Source organism: Halorhodospira abdelmalekii (assembly GCF_016583625.1).
GTDB lineage: Bacteria > Pseudomonadota > Gammaproteobacteria > Nitrococcales > Halorhodospiraceae > Halorhodospira > Halorhodospira abdelmalekii.
The window spans coordinates 16,043-32,668 of record NZ_NRRN01000018.1; the positions used below are offsets into that span (position 1 = coordinate 16,043).

Here is a 16,626-nt window from a genome sequence, read left to right on the forward strand (position 1 = left end):
GGCGTTGGTCGTCAAGCGTGCTCAAACCGTTCAACGGCGCGCACTACAGACTCGGCGGCGGCGTGCTGCATCGGATCGTCGTCGGCTGTCAGTTGCAGTGCCGGTGTGGCGAAGTGGCGACGCATCCACGTCAGCTGCCGCTTAGCGTATTGGCGCGTGGCGCCGAGTGCCTGCTCGATCATCTGTCGGTGGCTCCACTCCCCCGTCAGATAGTGCCAGACTTGACGATAGCCGACGGCCCGCAGCGCTGGCAACTCTGGGCTCAGGTCGCGGCGCTGGTAGAGAGTAAGCACCTCACCGACCAAGCCGGCGGCGAGCATGTAGCGAAAGCGCTGCTCAATGCGGGCGTGGAGCCAGGCGCGAGAGGGCGGCCACAGGGCTACCTTAAGCGGTCTCTCGGTGAGTCCTGGTAGCCGCGGCTGGCGCTGGATTTCGCTCAGCGGCCGGCCGGTCAAGCGTTCGACTTCGAGGGCACGCTGGATGCGTTGGGCATCGTGCGGATGGAGGCGCGCGGCAGTCGGTGGGTCGAGCCGCTGCAGCCGCCGATGCAGGGCTACGACGCCGCTGCGGGCGAGCTCGGCGGCCAGTTCGGCGCGAATGTGTGGATCGGTTGCCGGTAGGGGGGAGAAGCCCTCCTCCAGCGCTTGAAAGTAGAGCCCAGTCCCGCCGACGAGCAGCGGGAGGGCGCCGCGTGCGCGAATCTGCGCAATCGCTGTGCGGGCGTCGTCGATCAGCTCCGCGGCCGAATAAGGGGTCGCCGGATCGCGCAGGTCGAGCAAGTGGTGGCGGCAGCGCGCGCGCGCCGCCGCGTCGGGCTTGGCCGCCCCGATATCGAGTTGACGGTAGATCTGCGCTGAGTCGATCGTTACGATCTCCGCCGGCAGCAGACGGGCGATCTCAAGGGCTAAGGCGCTCTTGCCGACTGCCGTCGGCCCCATTAGAAAGACCACCGGGAGTGTGCCCATCAGCGCCCCCGGCTAAAGAGGCGTGCGAGCGCAGTGTCATCGAGCAGCGCGTAGGTCGGGCGGCCGTGGTTGCACTGTGCTGCTCGCGGGGTTCGCTCGATTTCGCGCAGCAGGGTGTTCATCTCGGCGATCGTCAAGCGCCGCCCCGCCCGTACTGAGCCGTGGCAAGCCATGAGCGCCAGTACGCGCTGGATGGCAGGGTGGAGGGTCGGGGCGATCCCGGCAGCGGGGTCACGATCGCCCCACTCCGGCCACTCGGCGAGCACTTCACGCAGCAACTCGGCTGGATCGGCCCCGCTCAGCAGCGCTGGCACTGCGCGCACGCGGACCCGATCCGGTCCGCAGCGATCGACCTCAAGGCCGACACTCTCTAGCTCTGCGTTGGCTCGCTCAACCCGTTCCGCCTCTGCCGGGGTGACCGGCATCGTAACCGGCATCAGCAGCGCTTGCATCTCGACACGCCCGGGGCCGGCCTGCTGCGCCTTGAGCCGTTCATAGACGATGCGTTCATGGGCAGCGTGCATATCGACAATCCAAAGCCCACGGCTCGACTCAGCGAGGATATAGGCGCTGCGAATCTGCCCGACGGCGTAGCCGAGTAGCGGCTCTTCGTCCTCTGCCGCTGCGGCATCCTCCGCAGGCTCCCAGCGCCCGTACAAACGCCTCGCCTCGCCCAGCGCTAAAGTTGACTGCCGCGGCGGGGTGGGCGATTGGGTGGGTGCCCTCGGCGCCGTTGCCGAGGGTGTCGATGTCGGTACCGATGCCGATGCGGCGGTAGCGTCAGCGGGTGGCGCCCCAGTCGGCAGTGCCCCCGTCGGCAGTGTAGTCGCAGGCTCGATCTGCGCCAGCGCGGTGGCGATGCGCCGGGCGAGAAATTCGTGCACCGTGTGGCCGTCGCGAAAGCGCACCTCGTGCTTCATCGGGTGGACATTGACATCGACTTGCCGCGGATCGATCTCCAGATAGAGCACGTAGGCGGGGTAGCGATCACGGTAGAGCACATCGCGGTAAGCTTGACGAATCCCGTGCGCCGCCGTGCGATCGCGGATCAGGCGACGATTGACGAAGAGATACTGCAGATCGCCTTGTCGGCGTGCTGCCGTCGGCAGTCCGAGCCAGCCGCTCAGGCGCATCCCGGCGCCCTCCATCTCGACATAGGCGCTGGCTTCGGCAAAGGCCTCACCGAGCAGCTGTGCAAGACGCTGCTGCTGCGCTTGTTCGCTGTGTGCCGGGTTGAGGCGCCACAGTGTGCGCCCTTGATGGCAGAGGCTAAAGCCGACGCCGAAGTGCCCGAGGGCCAAGCGGCGTAGGGCCTCCTGGATGTGGTTGAGCTCGGTCCGCTCGGCGCGCAAAAATTTCCGTCGTCCTGGCGTGTTGTAGAAGAGGTCGTCGACCGTCACGGTGGTCCCGAGCGGGTGGGCAAGCGGCTGTGGCTCGGCGCTGCTGGCAGCGTCATGGGCCTGCAGCCGATAGCCGTGTTCGTGGTTGGCGGTGCGCGACTCAAGGGTTAAGCGCGAGACCGCGGCGACGCTCGGCAGGGCCTCGCCGCGAAAGCCGAGACTGCGGACCTGCTCAAGCTCCTCTAATGCGCGGATCTTGCTCGTAGCGTGACGGCGTAGCGCCAGTGCCAGTTGCTCAGGGGCGATGCCGTGGCCGTCGTCGCGGACGCGCAGGCGCTGCTTGCCGCCGCGTTCGACGATCACCTCGATCTCCTGGGCGCCGGCATCGAGGGCATTTTCGACCAGTTCCTTGACCACCGAAGCGGGCCGTTCGACCACCTCACCAGCAGCGATCTGATCAATCAAGGTATCGGGCAGTGGTTCGATCGCACGCGCGCTCATCGAATCCCTCTATCATTAACCATGGCGCTGATCCCCGCAGCGACTCACTCCTCGGCGTCGAGCGTACAGCGAATCCGCTTGTCGCTGGTAACACGCCCGATACTACTGGTCAGCGGCCGTGTATCATCAGTAGACTGAGCGACGGGATTGTAAGTGGCGCAACGGGGCAGCGTGACGAGCCTGGAGGGGCCTGGATCGGCCCGGACGAGCCGGCGCCGGGGCGTTCGCTGCCACCTTATAACAATAACGAACTGACGAGGCCAATTGCCATGGCGAAGGGGCAATCGCTGCAAGAGCCGTTTCTCAATACCCTACGCAAGGAGAAAGTGCCGGTATCGATCTATCTAGTCAATGGGATCAAGCTGCAGGGGCAGATCGAGTCGTTCGACCCCTTCGTAGTGTTGCTGCGCAACAACGTCAGTCAAATGGTCTACAAGCACGCGATCTCAACGATCGTGCCGGCGCGCCGGGTGCGTATCCCGCAGCTTAACGATGAGCACGCGGTCGCGAGCGAAGGCGGCCAGGAGGAGAGCGATCTCTGAGCATACCCTCGGCAGTGGGCCGGCCGACCTCTTTAGTCGCCCCGGAGGCGGCGAGCGGGCGGTGACCGTTCACGTTCGTCTGCCTGGCGATGCCCTGGATGCCGCCGATGAGTTTGTCGCTTTGGCTGACTCGGCCGGTGCCGAAGTCGTCGGCCGGTTTAGCCACCGGCGCGATGCGCCCGACCCGAGGACCTTCATCGGACGTGGTAAGGTCGCTGAACTGGCTGCTCAGGTCGAGGCCCTGGAGGCGGCGCTGGTGCTCGTCGATCAGCCGCTGTCGGCGGCGCAGGAGCGCAACTTAGAGGCCGACCTCGGCTGCCGAGTGCTCGATCGCACCGGACTGATTCTTGATATCTTCGCGCAGCGGGCGCGCACCTTCGAGGGGCGGTTGCAGGTCGAGCTGGCGCAGCTTAAACACGTCTCAAGCCGGCTGGTGCGTGGCTGGTCGCACTTGGAGCGGCAAAAGGGCGGTATCGGTCTGCGCGGTCCGGGTGAGAAGCAGCTGGAGATGGATCGACGCCTGATCGGCGGGCGCATGCAGCAGATTGAGCGGCGCCTGAGCAAGGTGCGGCGCACCCGCGAGCAGGGGCGTAAAGCGCGGCGCCGCCGGCAGCTGCCGGTCGTCTCGCTGGTCGGCTACACCAACGCTGGCAAGACGACCCTCTTTAACGCCCTGACCGGTGCTTCACGGCTGGCTGAAGATCGGCTCTTTGCTACCCTCGATCCGACCTGGCGGCGCGTCGATTTGGGCGCCGGCACTGCGGCGGTGATCTCCGATACGGTCGGCTTTATTAGCCGTTTGCCGCACGATCTGGTCGCCGCCTTTCGCTCGACGCTGGAGGAGGTGAGCGATGCCGATCTGCTGCTGCACATCATCGATGCCGGTGCCGAAGAGCGCGAGCACCAAATCGAGCAGGTCGAGGCGGTGCTTAGCGAGATCGGGGCGGAGGCGGTGCCGACGCTGCGGGTCTACAATAAGGTCGATACCACGGCTTTGACGCCGGGGCGGCTGAACGATGATGCCGACGGCTGCGCTGGGGTGCGCATCTCGGCCCGCGACGGGGTTGGGCTCGACGAGCTGCTGGCAGCCATTGCCGCGCGCATCGCCCCGCTGCGAGTGCGGCGGCAGATCTTGTTAGCCCCTGAGCAGGGGCGGCTGCGCGCGCAGCTCTTTCGCATCGGGCAGGTCTTGGAGGAGCGCTATACCGAGAGTGGGTGGTTGGAGGTCGCTGTTGAGTTGCCGCACCACGAGCTCGAGCGCCTGTGTGTCCGCGAGGGTTTGTTGCCGGAGCGGATTACCGAGTGGCAGGCGGCCGATATGCCCTGTTAGCCAGCGGCTTCTATTCGCCCCTCGCCCCTTCACACCCGGTCTTGTTTTTGGGCGCGTCGTGCTCGCATCGGGCCGCGAAGGTTGCGACAATGAGCCCAACCCAAATAGAATCCCCCTTTTCCTGGGGCGCTTCGTAGACGGATGGAGTCCTGAATGGCGTGGAATGAACCCGGCGGCGGTGGCCGCGATCCGTGGGGTGGTGGCCCGAGAGGTGGCGGCAGCGGTGGGCCGCCGGATCTCGATGAAGTCTTTCGCAAGCTGCGCGATCAGCTCGGTGGCCTCTTTGGCGGTGGACGAGCCTCCGGCGATGGCGAGGGGCCGTCCCCGCGGGGTCCGGGCCGTGTCGGCATCGGTTTGCTGGCGGGTGCTGCATTCGTGGTCTGGGGCCTCTCCGGCATCTACATTGTCGATCAGGGGTGGCGCGGCGTCGAGCTGACCTTCGGGCGCTACGCTCAGACGACCACACCGGGGCCGCACTGGCACTGGCCGTGGCCGATCGGGACCGTGGAGCGGGTCAACGTCGAGCAGCGGCGGATCGCTGAGATCGGGTACGAGTCGTTGCAGGGGCAGTCGCGTCCGTTGCCGCACGAGGCGTTGATGATCACGCGCGATGAGAACATCGTCGACGTGCGCATCGCCGCGCAGTATCAAATCGACGATCCCTTCCTCTACCTCTTTAACTTCCGCATGCCGGACGGCACGCTGAAGCAGGTCACCGAGAGTGCGATCCGCGAGATCGTCGGTAAGCGCGACCTGCACTTTGTGCTGACTGAGGGGCGTACTGAGGTCGCCCGCGAGACCCAGCGCCTGCTCCAGGATGTCATGGATACCTACCGGACCGGGCTGCGCGTCGTGCAGGTTGCGGTGCAGGATATCCAGCCGCCGGAGGAGGTCCAGCCGGCCTTTGAAGATGCCATTCGGGCACGCGAGGACGAGCAGCGCAAGATCAACCGAGCGCAGGCCTACGCCAACGAACTGCTGCCGCGCGCCGAGGGTCAGGCGGCACGGATTCGTGAGGAGGCCATGGGGTATCGCGAGCAGGTCGTCGCTCGCGCCGAGGGTGACTCGGCGCGCTTCGAGGCTTTGGTCGCTGAGTATCGTAACGCCCCGGAGCTGCTACGCCAGCGTCTCTACCTTGAGACGATGGAGGAGATTCTAGGCAAGGCACCGAAGATTATGCTGGACAGTGAGGCGAGCCAATCGCTCATGTATCTGCCCCTGGATCGTCTAATGGGAGAGCGCGGGCAGAGTGGGGCCGGTCCACAGCTGGCCGACCATCTCGATCTGCCTGCTGAACGCGATGCGGTCACGCCGACGCTGCGGGCTCGTGAGGCGCTGCGGGATAGGGGGATGCGGTGATGCGAAAGGGTATCCAAAACGTCGTGCTGCCCCTGCTGGCTGTCGCCGCGGTGCTTGCTTACTTCTCGGTCTTTACCGTCTCCGAGAAGGAGGTCGCACTGAAGTTTCGCCTCGGTGAGGTCGTGAAGTCCGACTACGACCCGGGGCTTCATTTTAAGTTCCCCTTTGTCAATAACGTGCGCAAGTTCGATGCGCGCGTACAGAACCTCGATGAGTCGCCGGAGCGGTTCCTGACGGCGGAGAAGAAAAACCTCATCGTCGACTCGTTCGTCAAGTGGCGCGTGCAAGATGCCGAGCGCTTCTACATGACCGTGCGCGGTGAGCCGGAGCGCGCCAATCAGCGTCTGCGCGAGATCATTCGCGACGGTCTGCGGGCCGAGTTCGGTCGTCGCACCGTGCAGGATATTATCTCCGGTGAACGGGTCGAGATCATGGACATTCTGCGCATTGAGACCGCTGAGGCCGCAGAGAGCCTCGGCCTTGAGGTGCTTGATGTGCGGTTAAAGCGGATCGATCTGCCGGAAGACGTCACCGACTCGATCTTCGAGCGTATGGTTGCCGACCGGGAGCGGGTCGCCCGTGAGATCCGGGCGCGCGGTGACGAGGCGAGTGAGCGCATCCGCGCTGAGGCCGATCGTCAGCGCACGGTCATCCTGGCCGAGGCCTATCGTGACGGTGAACAGATGCGCGGTGAAGGGGATGCCCGAGCAGCCGAACTCTACGCTGCTGCCTACGGCCTTGAGCCGGAGTTTTTCGCCTTCCAGCGCAGTCTGCGCTCCTATCGTCAGGCCTTCCAGAGTGGCAACGACCTCTTTGTGCTCTCCCCCAACTCGGAGTTCTTCCGCTTCTTTGACGGCGGAGGCGTACCCGGTCTGTCGCAGCTTGAGGCGGCACGGCTTGAGGAGTAGGGGGCGCGGGCGGTCAGCAGGGCAACGGGGAGGCGTGCGGCGATGGCCATCCAAGATCTGCTGACCGCGGTCGCTCTGCTGCTGGTCTTAGAAGGGATCATGCCAGCAGCGAGTCCGGGGATGTTTCGCGAGGCGATGCGACAGGCGGCCGAGATGGACGACGGCAGCCTACGTGCGATCGGTTTAGTCGCTATGGGCCTCGGCGTGCTGCTGCTCTACTTGGTCCGCAGTTGATGGAACGGTGTTGATGGAACGACAGGCTCCTTGGTTGCTCCCCGATGGGGTTGACGAGTTGCTGCCGCCGCAGGCCGCACAGGCCGAGGCGCTGCGCCGACGGCTTATCGATCTGCATACGGTGTGGGGCTATGAGCTGATCATGCCGCCCTTCGTCGAGTTTATCGAAGTGCTGCTCAGCGGCACGGGGCATGATCTCGACCTGCAGACCTTTAAGATCACCGATCAGCTATCGGGGCGGATGCTCGGGGTGCGCCCCGATATCACCCCGCAGGCGGCACGCATCGATGCCCATCAGTTGCGCCGCCCTGGGGTGACGCGCTTGTGCTATCTCGGTAGCGTGTTGCAGGCCCGCCCCGAGGGACCGGCGGGCAGCCGCAACGCCTTACAGCTCGGCGCCGAGCTTTACGGTCACGCCGGCATTGAGAGCGATCTTGAAATCCTCTCGTTGATGCTCGAGACGCTGCGAGCGGCCGGGCTTGAAGCGTTGCATCTCGACATCGGCCACGTTGGTTTTTTCCGCACCTTGAGTGCGCAGGCCGGGCTCGATGCGCGACAAGAGGGGGCACTCTACGATGCCCTTCAGCGTAAGGCGGTCGATGAGATGGCGGACGTGTTGGCACAGGCCGGAGTCGGTGATGCGCGGCTAGCCGAGCGTTTGGCGAGTTTGGCCCGCTTGCACGGCGCTGCCGATGCGGTCTTGGCCGAAGCCCAGGGTACGCTGCGCGGCATCGATCCGGCCCTCGATCAGGCGCTGGCGGCGCTGCAGCGCCTCGCCGATAGTCTGGCTCGGCGCGCACCGTGGCTCGACCTCTGCTTCGATCTGGGTGAGTTGCGTGGCTACCGCTACCACACGGGGCTGGTCTTTGCCGCTTACGTCCCCGATCATCCGCAGGAGGTGGCGCGTGGTGGGCGCTACGACGGCATCGGCCGCGCTTTCGGTCGGCCGCGTCCGGCGACCGGTTACAGCACTGATCTAAAGACGCTCTTGGCCTTGGGCGGCGGCTCTGCGGCGGCGGCCTCGGCAGCCGGCGGAGGGATCTTGGCGCCATGGGGGGAGGATGCAGCGCTTCTGGAGCAGGTGCAGAGGCTGCGGCAGCAAGGGGAGCGGGTGGTGTGGCAGCTGCCGCCCGATCGGCCGGAAGAGCCGCAGCAGAGAGACGATGGCGGGCCGAAAGAGCGGCAGCAGCGGCTCGGTCACGAGTCGACGAGGGTAGAGGGGACAGCAGAGGGCACAGACGAACCGGTCGGACCGGGAGAGCAAGGGTGTGATCGGCGTCTTGTGGCCCGCAATGGGCGTTGGGAAGTGGAGGCCATGTAAGCATGGGCAAGAATGTGGTGGTCGTCGGCACCCAGTGGGGTGACGAGGGGAAGGGAAAGATCGTCGACTGGCTGACCGAGCATGCGCAAGTTGTTGCTCGTTTCCAGGGCGGCCACAATGCCGGTCACACCTTGGTGATCGATGGTGAGCAGACGATTTTGCACCTGATCCCTTCGGGGATTTTGCGTCCCGAGGTCACCTGTGTCATCGGCAATGGCGTGGTGCTCTCACCCGCTGCCCTGCTCGAGGAGATCGACGCCCTGAGTGCGCGCGGGATTGCTGCGGCCGAGCGTCTGCGGGTCAGCCCCGCGTGCCCGCTGATCTTGCCGAGCCACATCGCGCTCGATAAGGCCCGTGAGAAGGCCCGTGGCAAGGCGGCCATCGGCACCACCGGGCGCGGCATCGGTCCAGCCTACGAGGATAAGGCGGCACGCCGCGGGGTTCGCCTCTCTGATCTCTTCCATCGCGAGCGCTTAGCGGCCAAACTCGGTGAATTGCTCGACTACCATAACTTTATTTTGGAGCGCTACTACGGGGCCGCAACGCTCGATTTCCAGCGCGTGCTCGATGAGGCGCTGCAGCACGGTGAGCGCTTGGCACCGCTGGTCGCCGATAGCGGCGCGCTGCTGAGTTCACGGATGCAGGCTGGGCACTCCATCCTCTTCGAAGGGGCCCAAGGGACGCTGCTCGATATCGATCACGGCACCTACCCCTTCGTGACCTCCTCGAATACGTGCGCCGGAGCAGCGGCGGCCGGCACCGGCGTCGGCCCGCGTGCCGTCGACTACGTCCTCGGTATCACCAAGGCTTACACGACGCGAGTCGGCCACGGTCCTTTTCCGACCGAGCTCGGCTTCGATGATGCGATGGGGGCCTATCTCGGTGAGCGCGGGCGGGAGTTCGGGGCGACGACCGGGCGGCAGCGGCGGTGCGGTTGGCTCGATATCGTAGCGATGCGCCGGGCGGTTCAGATCAACAGCCTCAGCGGGCTCTGTATCACCAAGCTCGATGTCCTCGACGGCCTTGAGCAGCTCAGGGTCTGCGTCGGCTATCGTTGCAACGGGGTGGAACGCGATACCCTGCCGGCGGAGGTCGAGACCCTCGCCGAGTGCGAGCCGATCTACGAAGAGTTGCCCGGGTGGAGTGAGCCAACGAGTGGTATCGAGCACTATGAAGCGCTACCGGCCTCGGCACGCGCCTATCTCGAGCGGATTGAAACGCTGATCGGGGTGCCGATTGCGGTCGTCTCGACGGGGCCGGATCGGCGTGAGACGATCGTACGCGAGAGCCCCTTCGCCTGAGAGGTGGGCGGGCTTGAACAGCACACAGGGGCTTCCCTTTGGCGTGAAAGCGCGTACAATGCCCGGTTTACGTCGGGGCGGGCTGGGCTCGTTGTCGCTGCGTCCCGAGGATTAGGTGCCCCCAGGCGGGGCAAACTCTAGGGTTCAACGGCAATTGTTTAAGGCGGATATGGTTACCATTCGACTGGCACGAGCAGGATCGAAAAAGCGTCCCTTCTACCACGTGGTGGTGAGTGATTCGAAAAGGCCTCGCGACGGTGCCTTTATTGAGCGCCTCGGCTTTCTGAATCCGGTGGCCGCCGGGCAGGAGGCCCCCTACAAGCTCGATCTGGAGCGATCGAAGCGCTGGATTGAAAAGGGGGCCCAGCCGAGCGAGCGGGTCGCTAAGTTGATTCGCGACGCGGAGCGCGCGCAGCAGCAGTCTGTCGCACAATAAGCGGCGATTGCGGGATCGTGGGGCAGCACCGGGAGCAAGCGTGGCTTGCCGTGGGTCGTGTTGTCGGCCTGTTCGGTGTCCAGGGCTGGCTGAAGGTCTACGCCTACACCCAGCCGAAAGAGAACTTGCTGCGTTACTCCGAGTGGCGACTTGAGGACCCCGGCGGTGCGGGTTCGCTCGTCTTGACTCTTGAAGACGGGAAACGGCAGGGCAAGGGCTTACTCGCTAAGCTGCAGGGTGTCGATGATCGTGATCAGGCGCGCCGATGGCTCGGCAGTACGATCCGGATCGCCCGCGATGCGCTGCCCAAGTTGCCCGATGGTGAGTACTACTGGGTTGATTTGCAAGGGCTGCGGGTTCGTACGCAGGCTGGTGTCGAGCTCGGAGTGGTCGATCATCTGATCGAGACCGGCGCCCACGACGTGCTGGTCGTCCACGGCGAGCGCGAGCGCCTGATCCCGTTTGTGCTCGGCCACTCGGTAGTGCGCGTGGACCAGGAAGCGGGGGTCATCGAGGTTGACTGGGACCCCGATTTCTAAGCGGTTCGACGTCATCACCCTCTTTCCAGAGTTGGTGGCGCAGGTCGCTCGATTTGGTATCGTAAGCCGGGCGGTCGAACGCGGGCTGGCCGAGGTCGTGCTCTGGAACCCGCGTGACTACGCCGAGGATCGCCATGCAACGGTCGATGATCGACCGTACGGTGGCGGTCCCGGGATGGTTATGAAGGGGGCTCCGCTGCGTGCTGCGGTGGCTGCGGCGCGGGCGGCCGATGAGCGGCCCGCGCGCGTGATCTATCTGAGCCCGCAGGGGCAGCGGCTCGATCAGGCCGGGGTGGTACGGCTGGCCCGACAGCAGCGATTGGTGCTGTTGTGTGGCCGCTATGAAGGGATTGATGAGCGGCTACTTGAAGCCGAGGTCGATGAGGAGTGGTCGATCGGCGACTATGTGCTCAGTGGTGGCGAACTTCCGGCTATGGTGGCGATTGATGCCGTGGTGCGTCTGCTCCCTGGGGCCTTGGGGCACGCCGATTCGGCGCGTGAAGACTCATTCGCTGCCGGATTGCTTGATCATCCTCACTATACGCGCCCGGAGGTCTTCGCTGGGCGGGGGGTTCCCGGGGTGCTGCGTTCGGGCGATCACGGGGCGGTGGCGGAGTGGCGGCTTAAGCAGGCCCTCGGGCGGACGTGGTTACGGCGCCCTGATCTGCTCGCTGGGAGAGCCCTGGAGCCGCAGCAGCAGCGACTGTTGGATGAATACATTGCCGAGTATCGCGCATTAGGGTCCGCCGGCGAGCGGGACGACGAGCTTCGCGCTACTGCCGAGGCGGATCGCGATAACAGCGGTCGAGATGGTCCACTAGAAGAGATGCAAGAGCGAGGGGAATCGCGATGAATATCATCGACGAGTTGGAGCAGGAGCAGATTGAGGCGTGTAAGCACGAAGTGCCCGAGTTCGGGCCCGGCGATACAGTGCTGGTGCAGGTTTGGGTGCGCGAGGGCGGGCGCGAGCGGGTGCAGCCTTTTGAGGGTGTGGTGATCGGCAAACGCAACCGCGGTCTGAACTCCTCGTTCACGCTGCGCAAAGTCTCGCACGGCGAGGGCGTGGAGCGGGTCTTCCAGACCTACAGTCCGCAGATTGAGCGCATTGCGGTGAAGCGGCGCGGCGATGTTCGCCAGGCTAAGCTCTATCACCTGCGCGAACTCAGTGGCAAGGCGGCGCGGATTAAAGAGAAAATTAACTGATCCGGGGTAATCGATCCGGGGCGCCGATCCGGCGCCACCGTCGCGCCTCGGCGGCGAGCGGGTCAGCCGCTGGGTCCCGCTCCCCTTCTTTGCTGACCTGATCTTGTCCGGGTCGATCGTCTCGCGCTGGCCTATGGTCCTAGCTGAGGGCCTCGATGGCCCGGCTGATGCGGGTAGCACCCGGCTCCTGTGCCGTGTCGCGCACCGAGGCAACCGCCTCCCGGGGTGATTCAAGGATGCGGTCACGGGTCTCAGCGGCCAGTTCGCGCGCCTGCTCTGGGTTGCGGACCGTGTTGGTCGACGCTGCATTGTTCGGGTGAGCGGTTACCGCGACGGCCTCGCCGGGAGCGTTCGCTGGTGATGTCGCCGTGCCTTCGGTGCCGTGTAGCCCGCGGTCGCGTGCCTGTTCGTCGATTACGGCAGGTGAGCGCAGTGCCTCCTCGCGGCGTTGCTCCTGAAGATGCTCACCGTAACTCGGGCGGGCCGATTCGCTGTGGATACCGGCAGGGTCGATGTCGGTCATGATTGCCGCCTCCCGGTGCCTGCAACACGTTGGTTTTCCGAACGGTGGGTGGTCGCTGGGTCGGTGCTCGGTGTACTCGGTCGTCGAGTCGAGCGAGCACAGCTCACCCGCGGCCTGGGTGCGTGCGCCCGGGGCTCGCTACGCCTCTGTGATCTTACGGCTGCGTTGCGTCGCGCTGCAACTCCCGTTGGTGCCGTACGTCAGCTCATCCTGGTGCTCGTGCAGGCCGGCGATCAGATCGACAACCCTGCGGGCGTGCTCGAGATTGCGGTAGATCATGCGGCCATTGGCCTCGTTGCGTGCCTGAATGGCGTACAAGGCCTGCTCCAGCGCCTGCCAGTCGGCATCCAGTTCTGCCGGGGCGCGGCGCAGCGCCATGCGCACACCTTCGCGTCCGGCCGGCAGGTCCGCAGCGTTGAGAGCACGCCGCAATCTGCGTTCTGCCTCCTCAAGCGCTTGAATCTGCTCGTCTTTGCGTTGCAACAACTCCCCATATCCCTCCAGCCGGCGCTGAGCAAGGTACTCGGCTTCGATATCGAGGGTGTGGGCCAGTGCTAAGGCGCGTTCGCGACAGCGTTCCACTCGACGCCGCAGCCGCTCCGGCTGCTCGATCGGTGTTGTTTGACGGGGGTTGGGTACGGGCTCGGCGCCATCACTCACCGCGGCCTACCCCTCGGCCTCAATCAGGGCCTCGAATTGTGCAAATTTGCGAGCAATCTTCTCTGCGTCAATCGGGTAGTCGCCGTTGGCGATCTTTGCCTTGATCGCCTCGACGCGCTCACGGTCGACCTCGGGGGTCTGGTCGATGCGCTCACGCACCCCTTGAAGGCGCTCTGAAGCGGCGGCCTCGTCGGCACCCCCCCCGTGTTTACGCAGAGGCGTCGCTGCCGTTGCACCGTGGCCTGGGTCGTTGACCTTATGCCCCTTACCCGGCTGTGCCGCCGTGGACCCGATGGGGCGCGGGCCCCCTTCGATCGGATTGGACATCGGGCTCTCCTCAGCTCTGTTCCGCTAGTGGTCTCGCGCAGTCACCTCCGTGCTGTACGGCAAGACCTCCTCTGTGAAAGTATATCGGCACGCTGGGCGGGATCTTAAGCGAGCTTAAGCCATCACTCTCGGTTGCCTACTTTGACCGAATTGGCGGCGGGACGCAACCGTCGGATCAGGGACGAGGCCCAATCTGGATGGTGCCGCGATCAATGACCCACCCCTCGACCTCGCGTCCCGAGTCGATGTTCTCTGCGCGGATTCGCTCACCCTCGCGACCGTCCTCAAGGGCGCGCCCGCGCGCGGTGATGCTGACGCGCCCGCCGCTGCCGCCCTGGATCCGGATGCGATCGTTGCGGCGGATGAGCAGCGGTTGATCGACATCGCGGGAGCGTATCGGTGAGCCTTCACGCAAGGTGCGCTGCACTTCCAGTCCGATCAGGCTTTCTGAGTCCGTGAACCAGTCGCTGTGCATCCGGCGTACGTCGCGTTCAGCCAAGCGTAGATCGCCCGCACGCAGTACGGTGCCGCGGCGCAGGAGGCGGGCGGCGACGGCGACCTTGGCCTGTGCCTCGATCTCCATGCGGACGTAGACTGTCCACGGGACACTGCCGGTGCAGCGGACCCCGACTGTGCTCGCCCGTGCGGCATCGCGTCCATGCGGAATAAAAGCCTCGAGCGTATCGTCGCAGGCCTCCAGGCTGAGACGAGAATCGACGCCGCGTGCGCTGACCTCGAAATGTTCATACTCGGCGGCAAGTGCTTGCCGCAGGAAACTTTCGGCGGCGTGTTCGATTGCCGCCGGCGACTGCCGCGGCGCTTCCGCCGCCAGCGCAGTGGCGAGCTGGCCGAGCAGTGCTAGGACACCGCCGAGGGTGCTGATAAGCAGTGGCCTGGTGACTGTGGCGACGCTGCGGCGGCGGCGTCTCCAGCGTCGACGGAAAGGGTGTGGCAGCATCTTTCCCTCGCGGTGGTCGCGGATTACCATGATAAGGTGACCGGTATAAAGTGATCGGTCAAAAGTGGCTGGTCACAGGAACCCGAGGATATCAAGTATAATGGCGATTGCCCGGCCCGAGGGCCAGGATGCTGGGTGGGGGCGGGGTTCATTTTACGATCACGACCTTGGTCTGCTCCGGTGGCGGCGTGACGTCTGCCGTGACACTTGCACTGTGGCCTGGGTGGCTTGCTGGGCGTGGTTTGACACCTTACAGCGATTGAGGAGCTCGGAGCATCATGGCCGGAATTATAGACTCCGTCGACCAGCGCACTCACCTGGCCGGCCAGAATCGAATGGAGCTGCTGCTCTTTCGTTTCGAAGGGCGGCAGCGCTACGGGATCAACGTTTTCAAGGTGCGCGAAGTGATCCCGGCCCCGGAACTCAGCGAGGTGCCGCACGCCCATCCGGCATCGCGGGGGATTGCCTACGTGCGCGGGCAGACGCTCTCGGTGCTCGATCTCAGTTTTGCCACCTCCGGAAAGGCGATCCATAAGGAAGAGGGCAACTACATCATAATCGCCGAGTATAATCGCCAGGTTCAAGGTTTCCTCGTCGGCGGTGTCGACCGGATCATCAACATCAACTGGGAGGATGTCTTGCCGCCGCCAAGTGGCGGGAGCGCCGGGTCTTACCTTACGGCCGTGGCCCGTTACGAAGGCGAGATGATCCAGATCGTCGATGTCGAAAAGGTGCTCGCCGAGGTGCAGCGGGAGAGCGGTGCCGATCCGCGCACGACCGATGGCGGGGGGGTTGCGCCCGCTGTCGGCGCCGAGGATTACAAAGTGTTGGTGGTCGACGACTCGCGCATGGCGCTGGCTCAGATTCAGCGCACCCTCGACGATCTCGGGCTGCGGGTGGTTACGAAGAATAACGGCCGCGAAGCGCTCGAACAGCTCAAAAGCTGGGCTCGCGAGGAGCCTTCCGGGTTGCACGATCTGCTGATGGTTGTTTCAGATATCGAGATGCCAGTGATGGATGGCTACACTTTGACTGCGCGGCTGCGTGAGGACGAGCGCATTGCCTCGGTCTACGTGCTGCTGCACTCCTCCTTGAGCGGGGTGTTCAATACCGAGATGGTGCGTCGCGTCGGGGCCGACGATTTCCTTGCCAAGTTCCAAGCGGACGAGTTGGCGGATCGAGTGCGCGCGCGTCTTCATGCGCTCGGTGTCGGCGTCTAGTTGCCATAAGGGGGAGCTCTTGGCCGAGCTGTTGATGAGAGACGAGGACTACCGGGCGTTTGCGCAATTCTTAGAGCGTGCCTGCGGGATCGTGCTGGGCGATAACAAGCAGTACCTAGTGGCGAGCCGTCTGACGCCGGTGCTGCAGGCAGAGGGAATTCCTGACCTCGGCGACCTGGTGCGGGCGCTGGAGCGGCGCCCTACGGCGGATCTCAAAGGGCGAGTCATCGAGGCGATGACAACCAATGAGACGCAGTGGTTTCGCGATGCTTACCCCTTTGAGGTGTTGCGTAAGCACTTATTGCCCGAGATGGAGAAGCAAGGCGCGCGGCGTCTCCGCATCTGGTCGGCGGCCTGTTCTTCCGGGCAGGAGGCTTACTCAATCAGCATGACGATCGAAGAGTATCGGGCCGCCGGTGGGCGACTCGATGCTGAGATCGTCGGCACTGACATCTCTCCGGCGATGATTGAGCAGGCGCGCGCGGCTCGCTATACGGCCAATGTCGCGAGTCGTGGGCTGGCCTCGGAGCGACAGCAGCGGTTTTTCGACGCCGTGGGTGAGAATACCTGGCAGGTCAAGGCGGAGATCCGTCGCCGGGTCTCGTTCCGGGTGCACAACCTACTTGAGAGTTACGCCGGGCTTGGTCGGTTTGACCTGGTCTACTGTCGTAACGTGCTGATCTACTTCGGCTGGGACTCTCGCCGCGACATCGTCGAGCGCATCGCGCAGGCGACTAAGCCGGGTGGCTACTTGATTGTCGGCGCATCAGAGTCGCTCTCCCGCCACTCGGAGGCCTTCGAGCTGCTGCGTCTCGGCGGCGGCGTGGTCTATCGCCGCGGCTAAGTCGGCCCTGCCGGGCGGTAGTCTTTTTCCGGCAAAAGCGGCAACCTCCTGCCGCTTTCACGGCAAGCTCTTCCCCTAACTCCCTGCTTTCATTGCCTGGCCCCGGTTGGCACAA

General features: G+C 64.8%; 19 protein-coding genes. 13 read left to right on the forward strand and 6 right to left on the reverse strand.

Annotated features, from left to right (window positions below):
* Positions 1 to 11 precede the first annotated feature (11 nt).
* Positions 12 to 965, reverse strand: coding sequence for a tRNA (adenosine(37)-N6)-dimethylallyltransferase MiaA (miaA, locus tag CKO15_RS05835; protein ID WP_200193485.1), 954 nt, complete (start codon positions 963 to 965; stop codon positions 12 to 14).
* Positions 965 to 2,806: a DNA mismatch repair endonuclease MutL gene (gene mutL, locus CKO15_RS05840; RefSeq protein WP_200193487.1), complete on the reverse strand. Its 1,842-nt coding sequence runs from the start codon at positions 2,804 to 2,806 to the stop codon at positions 965 to 967. The genes miaA and mutL overlap by 1 nt, the downstream gene beginning before the upstream one ends.
* 269 nt (positions 2,807 to 3,075) lie before the next feature.
* On the opposite strand from mutL, the gene hfq reads away from it, so the two are divergent.
* From hfq to rplS, 11 genes are all read left to right on the forward strand, one after another.
* A complete protein-coding gene (gene hfq / locus CKO15_RS05845) occupies positions 3,076 to 3,348 on the forward strand; it encodes an RNA chaperone Hfq (protein ID WP_200193490.1) in 273 nt (90 codons plus the stop codon).
* The gene (hflX, locus tag CKO15_RS05850) at positions 3,299 to 4,678 is read left to right on the forward strand and encodes a ribosome rescue GTPase HflX (protein ID WP_200193492.1); all 1,380 of its coding nucleotides are present in this window, start codon (positions 3,299 to 3,301) and stop codon (positions 4,676 to 4,678) included. Before hfq ends, hflX begins: the two co-directional genes overlap by 50 nt.
* Before the next feature lie 153 nt (positions 4,679 to 4,831).
* Positions 4,832 to 6,037 (forward strand): FtsH protease activity modulator HflK, encoded by a 1,206-nt coding sequence (gene hflK / locus CKO15_RS05855; protein WP_200193495.1) that lies wholly within the window; start codon positions 4,832 to 4,834, stop codon positions 6,035 to 6,037.
* Entirely contained in the window at positions 6,037 to 6,945 is a 909-nt protein-coding gene (gene hflC / locus CKO15_RS05860) for a protease modulator HflC (RefSeq protein WP_200193497.1), read from the forward strand. The genes hflK and hflC overlap by 1 nt, the downstream gene beginning before the upstream one ends.
* Before the next feature lie 42 nt (positions 6,946 to 6,987).
* Positions 6,988 to 7,179: a DUF2065 domain-containing protein gene (locus CKO15_RS05865; RefSeq protein ID WP_200193500.1), complete on the forward strand. Its 192-nt coding sequence runs from the start codon at positions 6,988 to 6,990 to the stop codon at positions 7,177 to 7,179.
* A gap of 13 nt (positions 7,180 to 7,192) precedes the next feature.
* Positions 7,193 to 8,500, forward strand: a complete 1,308-nt coding sequence (locus CKO15_RS05870) for an ATP phosphoribosyltransferase regulatory subunit (protein ID WP_200193502.1) — start codon at positions 7,193 to 7,195, stop codon at positions 8,498 to 8,500.
* A gap of 2 nt (positions 8,501 to 8,502) precedes the next feature.
* Complete coding sequence (locus tag CKO15_RS05875) at positions 8,503 to 9,801, forward strand: adenylosuccinate synthase (RefSeq protein ID WP_200193504.1); 1,299 nt, start codon at positions 8,503 to 8,505, stop codon at positions 9,799 to 9,801.
* 169 nt (positions 9,802 to 9,970) lie between these two features.
* Positions 9,971 to 10,237, forward strand: a complete 267-nt coding sequence (rpsP, locus tag CKO15_RS05880) for a 30S ribosomal protein S16 (RefSeq protein ID WP_200193506.1) — start codon at positions 9,971 to 9,973, stop codon at positions 10,235 to 10,237.
* Positions 10,238 to 10,254: 17 nt separating this feature from the next.
* Positions 10,255 to 10,776 (forward strand): ribosome maturation factor RimM, encoded by a 522-nt coding sequence (gene rimM, locus CKO15_RS05885; RefSeq protein WP_338036009.1) that lies wholly within the window; start codon positions 10,255 to 10,257, stop codon positions 10,774 to 10,776.
* On the forward strand, positions 10,754 to 11,629 hold the full coding sequence (gene trmD / locus CKO15_RS05890; protein ID WP_200193508.1) for a tRNA (guanosine(37)-N1)-methyltransferase TrmD: 876 nt from the start codon (positions 10,754 to 10,756) through the stop codon (positions 11,627 to 11,629). The genes rimM and trmD overlap by 23 nt, the downstream gene beginning before the upstream one ends.
* Positions 11,626 to 11,979, forward strand: a complete 354-nt coding sequence (gene rplS / locus CKO15_RS05895; RefSeq protein ID WP_200193510.1) for a 50S ribosomal protein L19 — start codon at positions 11,626 to 11,628, stop codon at positions 11,977 to 11,979. The genes trmD and rplS overlap by 4 nt, the downstream gene beginning before the upstream one ends.
* Positions 11,980 to 12,118: 139 nt before the next feature.
* On the opposite strand, the gene CKO15_RS05900 is transcribed toward rplS, so the two are convergent.
* From CKO15_RS05900 to flgA, 4 genes are all read right to left on the reverse strand, one after another.
* Positions 12,119 to 12,502 carry a hypothetical protein gene (locus CKO15_RS05900; RefSeq protein ID WP_200193512.1) on the reverse strand — a complete coding sequence of 128 codons (384 nt, stop codon included), beginning with the start codon at positions 12,500 to 12,502 and terminating at the stop codon, positions 12,119 to 12,121.
* Between the two features lie 138 nt (positions 12,503 to 12,640).
* Positions 12,641 to 13,162 (reverse strand): flagellar export chaperone FlgN, encoded by a 522-nt coding sequence (locus CKO15_RS05905; RefSeq protein WP_200193514.1) that lies wholly within the window; start codon positions 13,160 to 13,162, stop codon positions 12,641 to 12,643.
* Between the two features lie 6 nt (positions 13,163 to 13,168).
* Positions 13,169 to 13,489, reverse strand: a complete 321-nt coding sequence (gene flgM / locus CKO15_RS05910; RefSeq protein WP_200193516.1) for a flagellar biosynthesis anti-sigma factor FlgM — start codon at positions 13,487 to 13,489, stop codon at positions 13,169 to 13,171.
* Positions 13,490 to 13,664: 175 nt separating this feature from the next.
* Complete coding sequence (gene flgA / locus CKO15_RS05915) at positions 13,665 to 14,477, reverse strand: flagellar basal body P-ring formation chaperone FlgA (protein WP_200193518.1); 813 nt, start codon at positions 14,475 to 14,477, stop codon at positions 13,665 to 13,667.
* A gap of 248 nt (positions 14,478 to 14,725) precedes the next feature.
* Between flgA and CKO15_RS05920 the strand changes: the two genes are divergently transcribed.
* Complete coding sequence (locus CKO15_RS05920; RefSeq protein ID WP_200193520.1) at positions 14,726 to 15,667, forward strand: chemotaxis protein; 942 nt, start codon at positions 14,726 to 14,728, stop codon at positions 15,665 to 15,667.
* 34 nt (positions 15,668 to 15,701) lie between these two features.
* Positions 15,702 to 16,511, forward strand: a complete 810-nt coding sequence (locus CKO15_RS05925; RefSeq protein WP_200193522.1) for a CheR family methyltransferase — start codon at positions 15,702 to 15,704, stop codon at positions 16,509 to 16,511.
* The last annotated feature ends 115 nt before the right edge of the window (positions 16,512 to 16,626 follow it).

Excerpts from the sequence above, each read along its gene's own strand:
- miaA (WP_200193485.1), bottom strand. The coding sequence starts at position 965 with ATGGGCACACTCCCGGTGGTCTTTCTAATGGGGCCGACGGCAGTCGGC.
- CKO15_RS05875 (WP_200193504.1), top strand. The coding sequence starts at position 8,503 with ATGGGCAAGAATGTGGTGGTCGTCGGCACCCAGTGGGGTGACGAGGGG.
- rplS (WP_200193510.1), top strand. The coding sequence starts at position 11,626 with ATGAATATCATCGACGAGTTGGAGCAGGAGCAGATTGAGGCGTGTAAG.
- mutL (WP_200193487.1), bottom strand. The coding sequence starts at position 2,806 with ATGAGCGCGCGTGCGATCGAACCACTGCCCGATACCTTGATTGATCAG.
- CKO15_RS05865 (WP_200193500.1), top strand. The coding sequence starts at position 6,988 with ATGGCCATCCAAGATCTGCTGACCGCGGTCGCTCTGCTGCTGGTCTTA.
- CKO15_RS05920 (WP_200193520.1), top strand. The coding sequence starts at position 14,726 with ATGGCCGGAATTATAGACTCCGTCGACCAGCGCACTCACCTGGCCGGC.
- CKO15_RS05925 (WP_200193522.1), top strand. The coding sequence starts at position 15,702 with ATGAGAGACGAGGACTACCGGGCGTTTGCGCAATTCTTAGAGCGTGCC.
- flgA (WP_200193518.1), bottom strand. The coding sequence starts at position 14,477 with ATGGTAATCCGCGACCACCGCGAGGGAAAGATGCTGCCACACCCTTTC.
- hflX (WP_200193492.1), top strand. The coding sequence starts at position 3,299 with ATGAGCACGCGGTCGCGAGCGAAGGCGGCCAGGAGGAGAGCGATCTCT.
- hflC (WP_200193497.1), top strand. The coding sequence starts at position 6,037 with ATGCGAAAGGGTATCCAAAACGTCGTGCTGCCCCTGCTGGCTGTCGCC.
- CKO15_RS05870 (WP_200193502.1), top strand. The coding sequence starts at position 7,193 with ATGGAACGACAGGCTCCTTGGTTGCTCCCCGATGGGGTTGACGAGTTG.
- hflK (WP_200193495.1), top strand. The coding sequence starts at position 4,832 with ATGGCGTGGAATGAACCCGGCGGCGGTGGCCGCGATCCGTGGGGTGGT.
- flgM (WP_200193516.1), bottom strand. The coding sequence starts at position 13,489 with ATGTCCAATCCGATCGAAGGGGGCCCGCGCCCCATCGGGTCCACGGCG.
- rpsP (WP_200193506.1), top strand. The coding sequence starts at position 9,971 with ATGGTTACCATTCGACTGGCACGAGCAGGATCGAAAAAGCGTCCCTTC.
- CKO15_RS05900 (WP_200193512.1), bottom strand. The coding sequence starts at position 12,502 with ATGACCGACATCGACCCTGCCGGTATCCACAGCGAATCGGCCCGCCCG.
- hfq (WP_200193490.1), top strand. The coding sequence starts at position 3,076 with ATGGCGAAGGGGCAATCGCTGCAAGAGCCGTTTCTCAATACCCTACGC.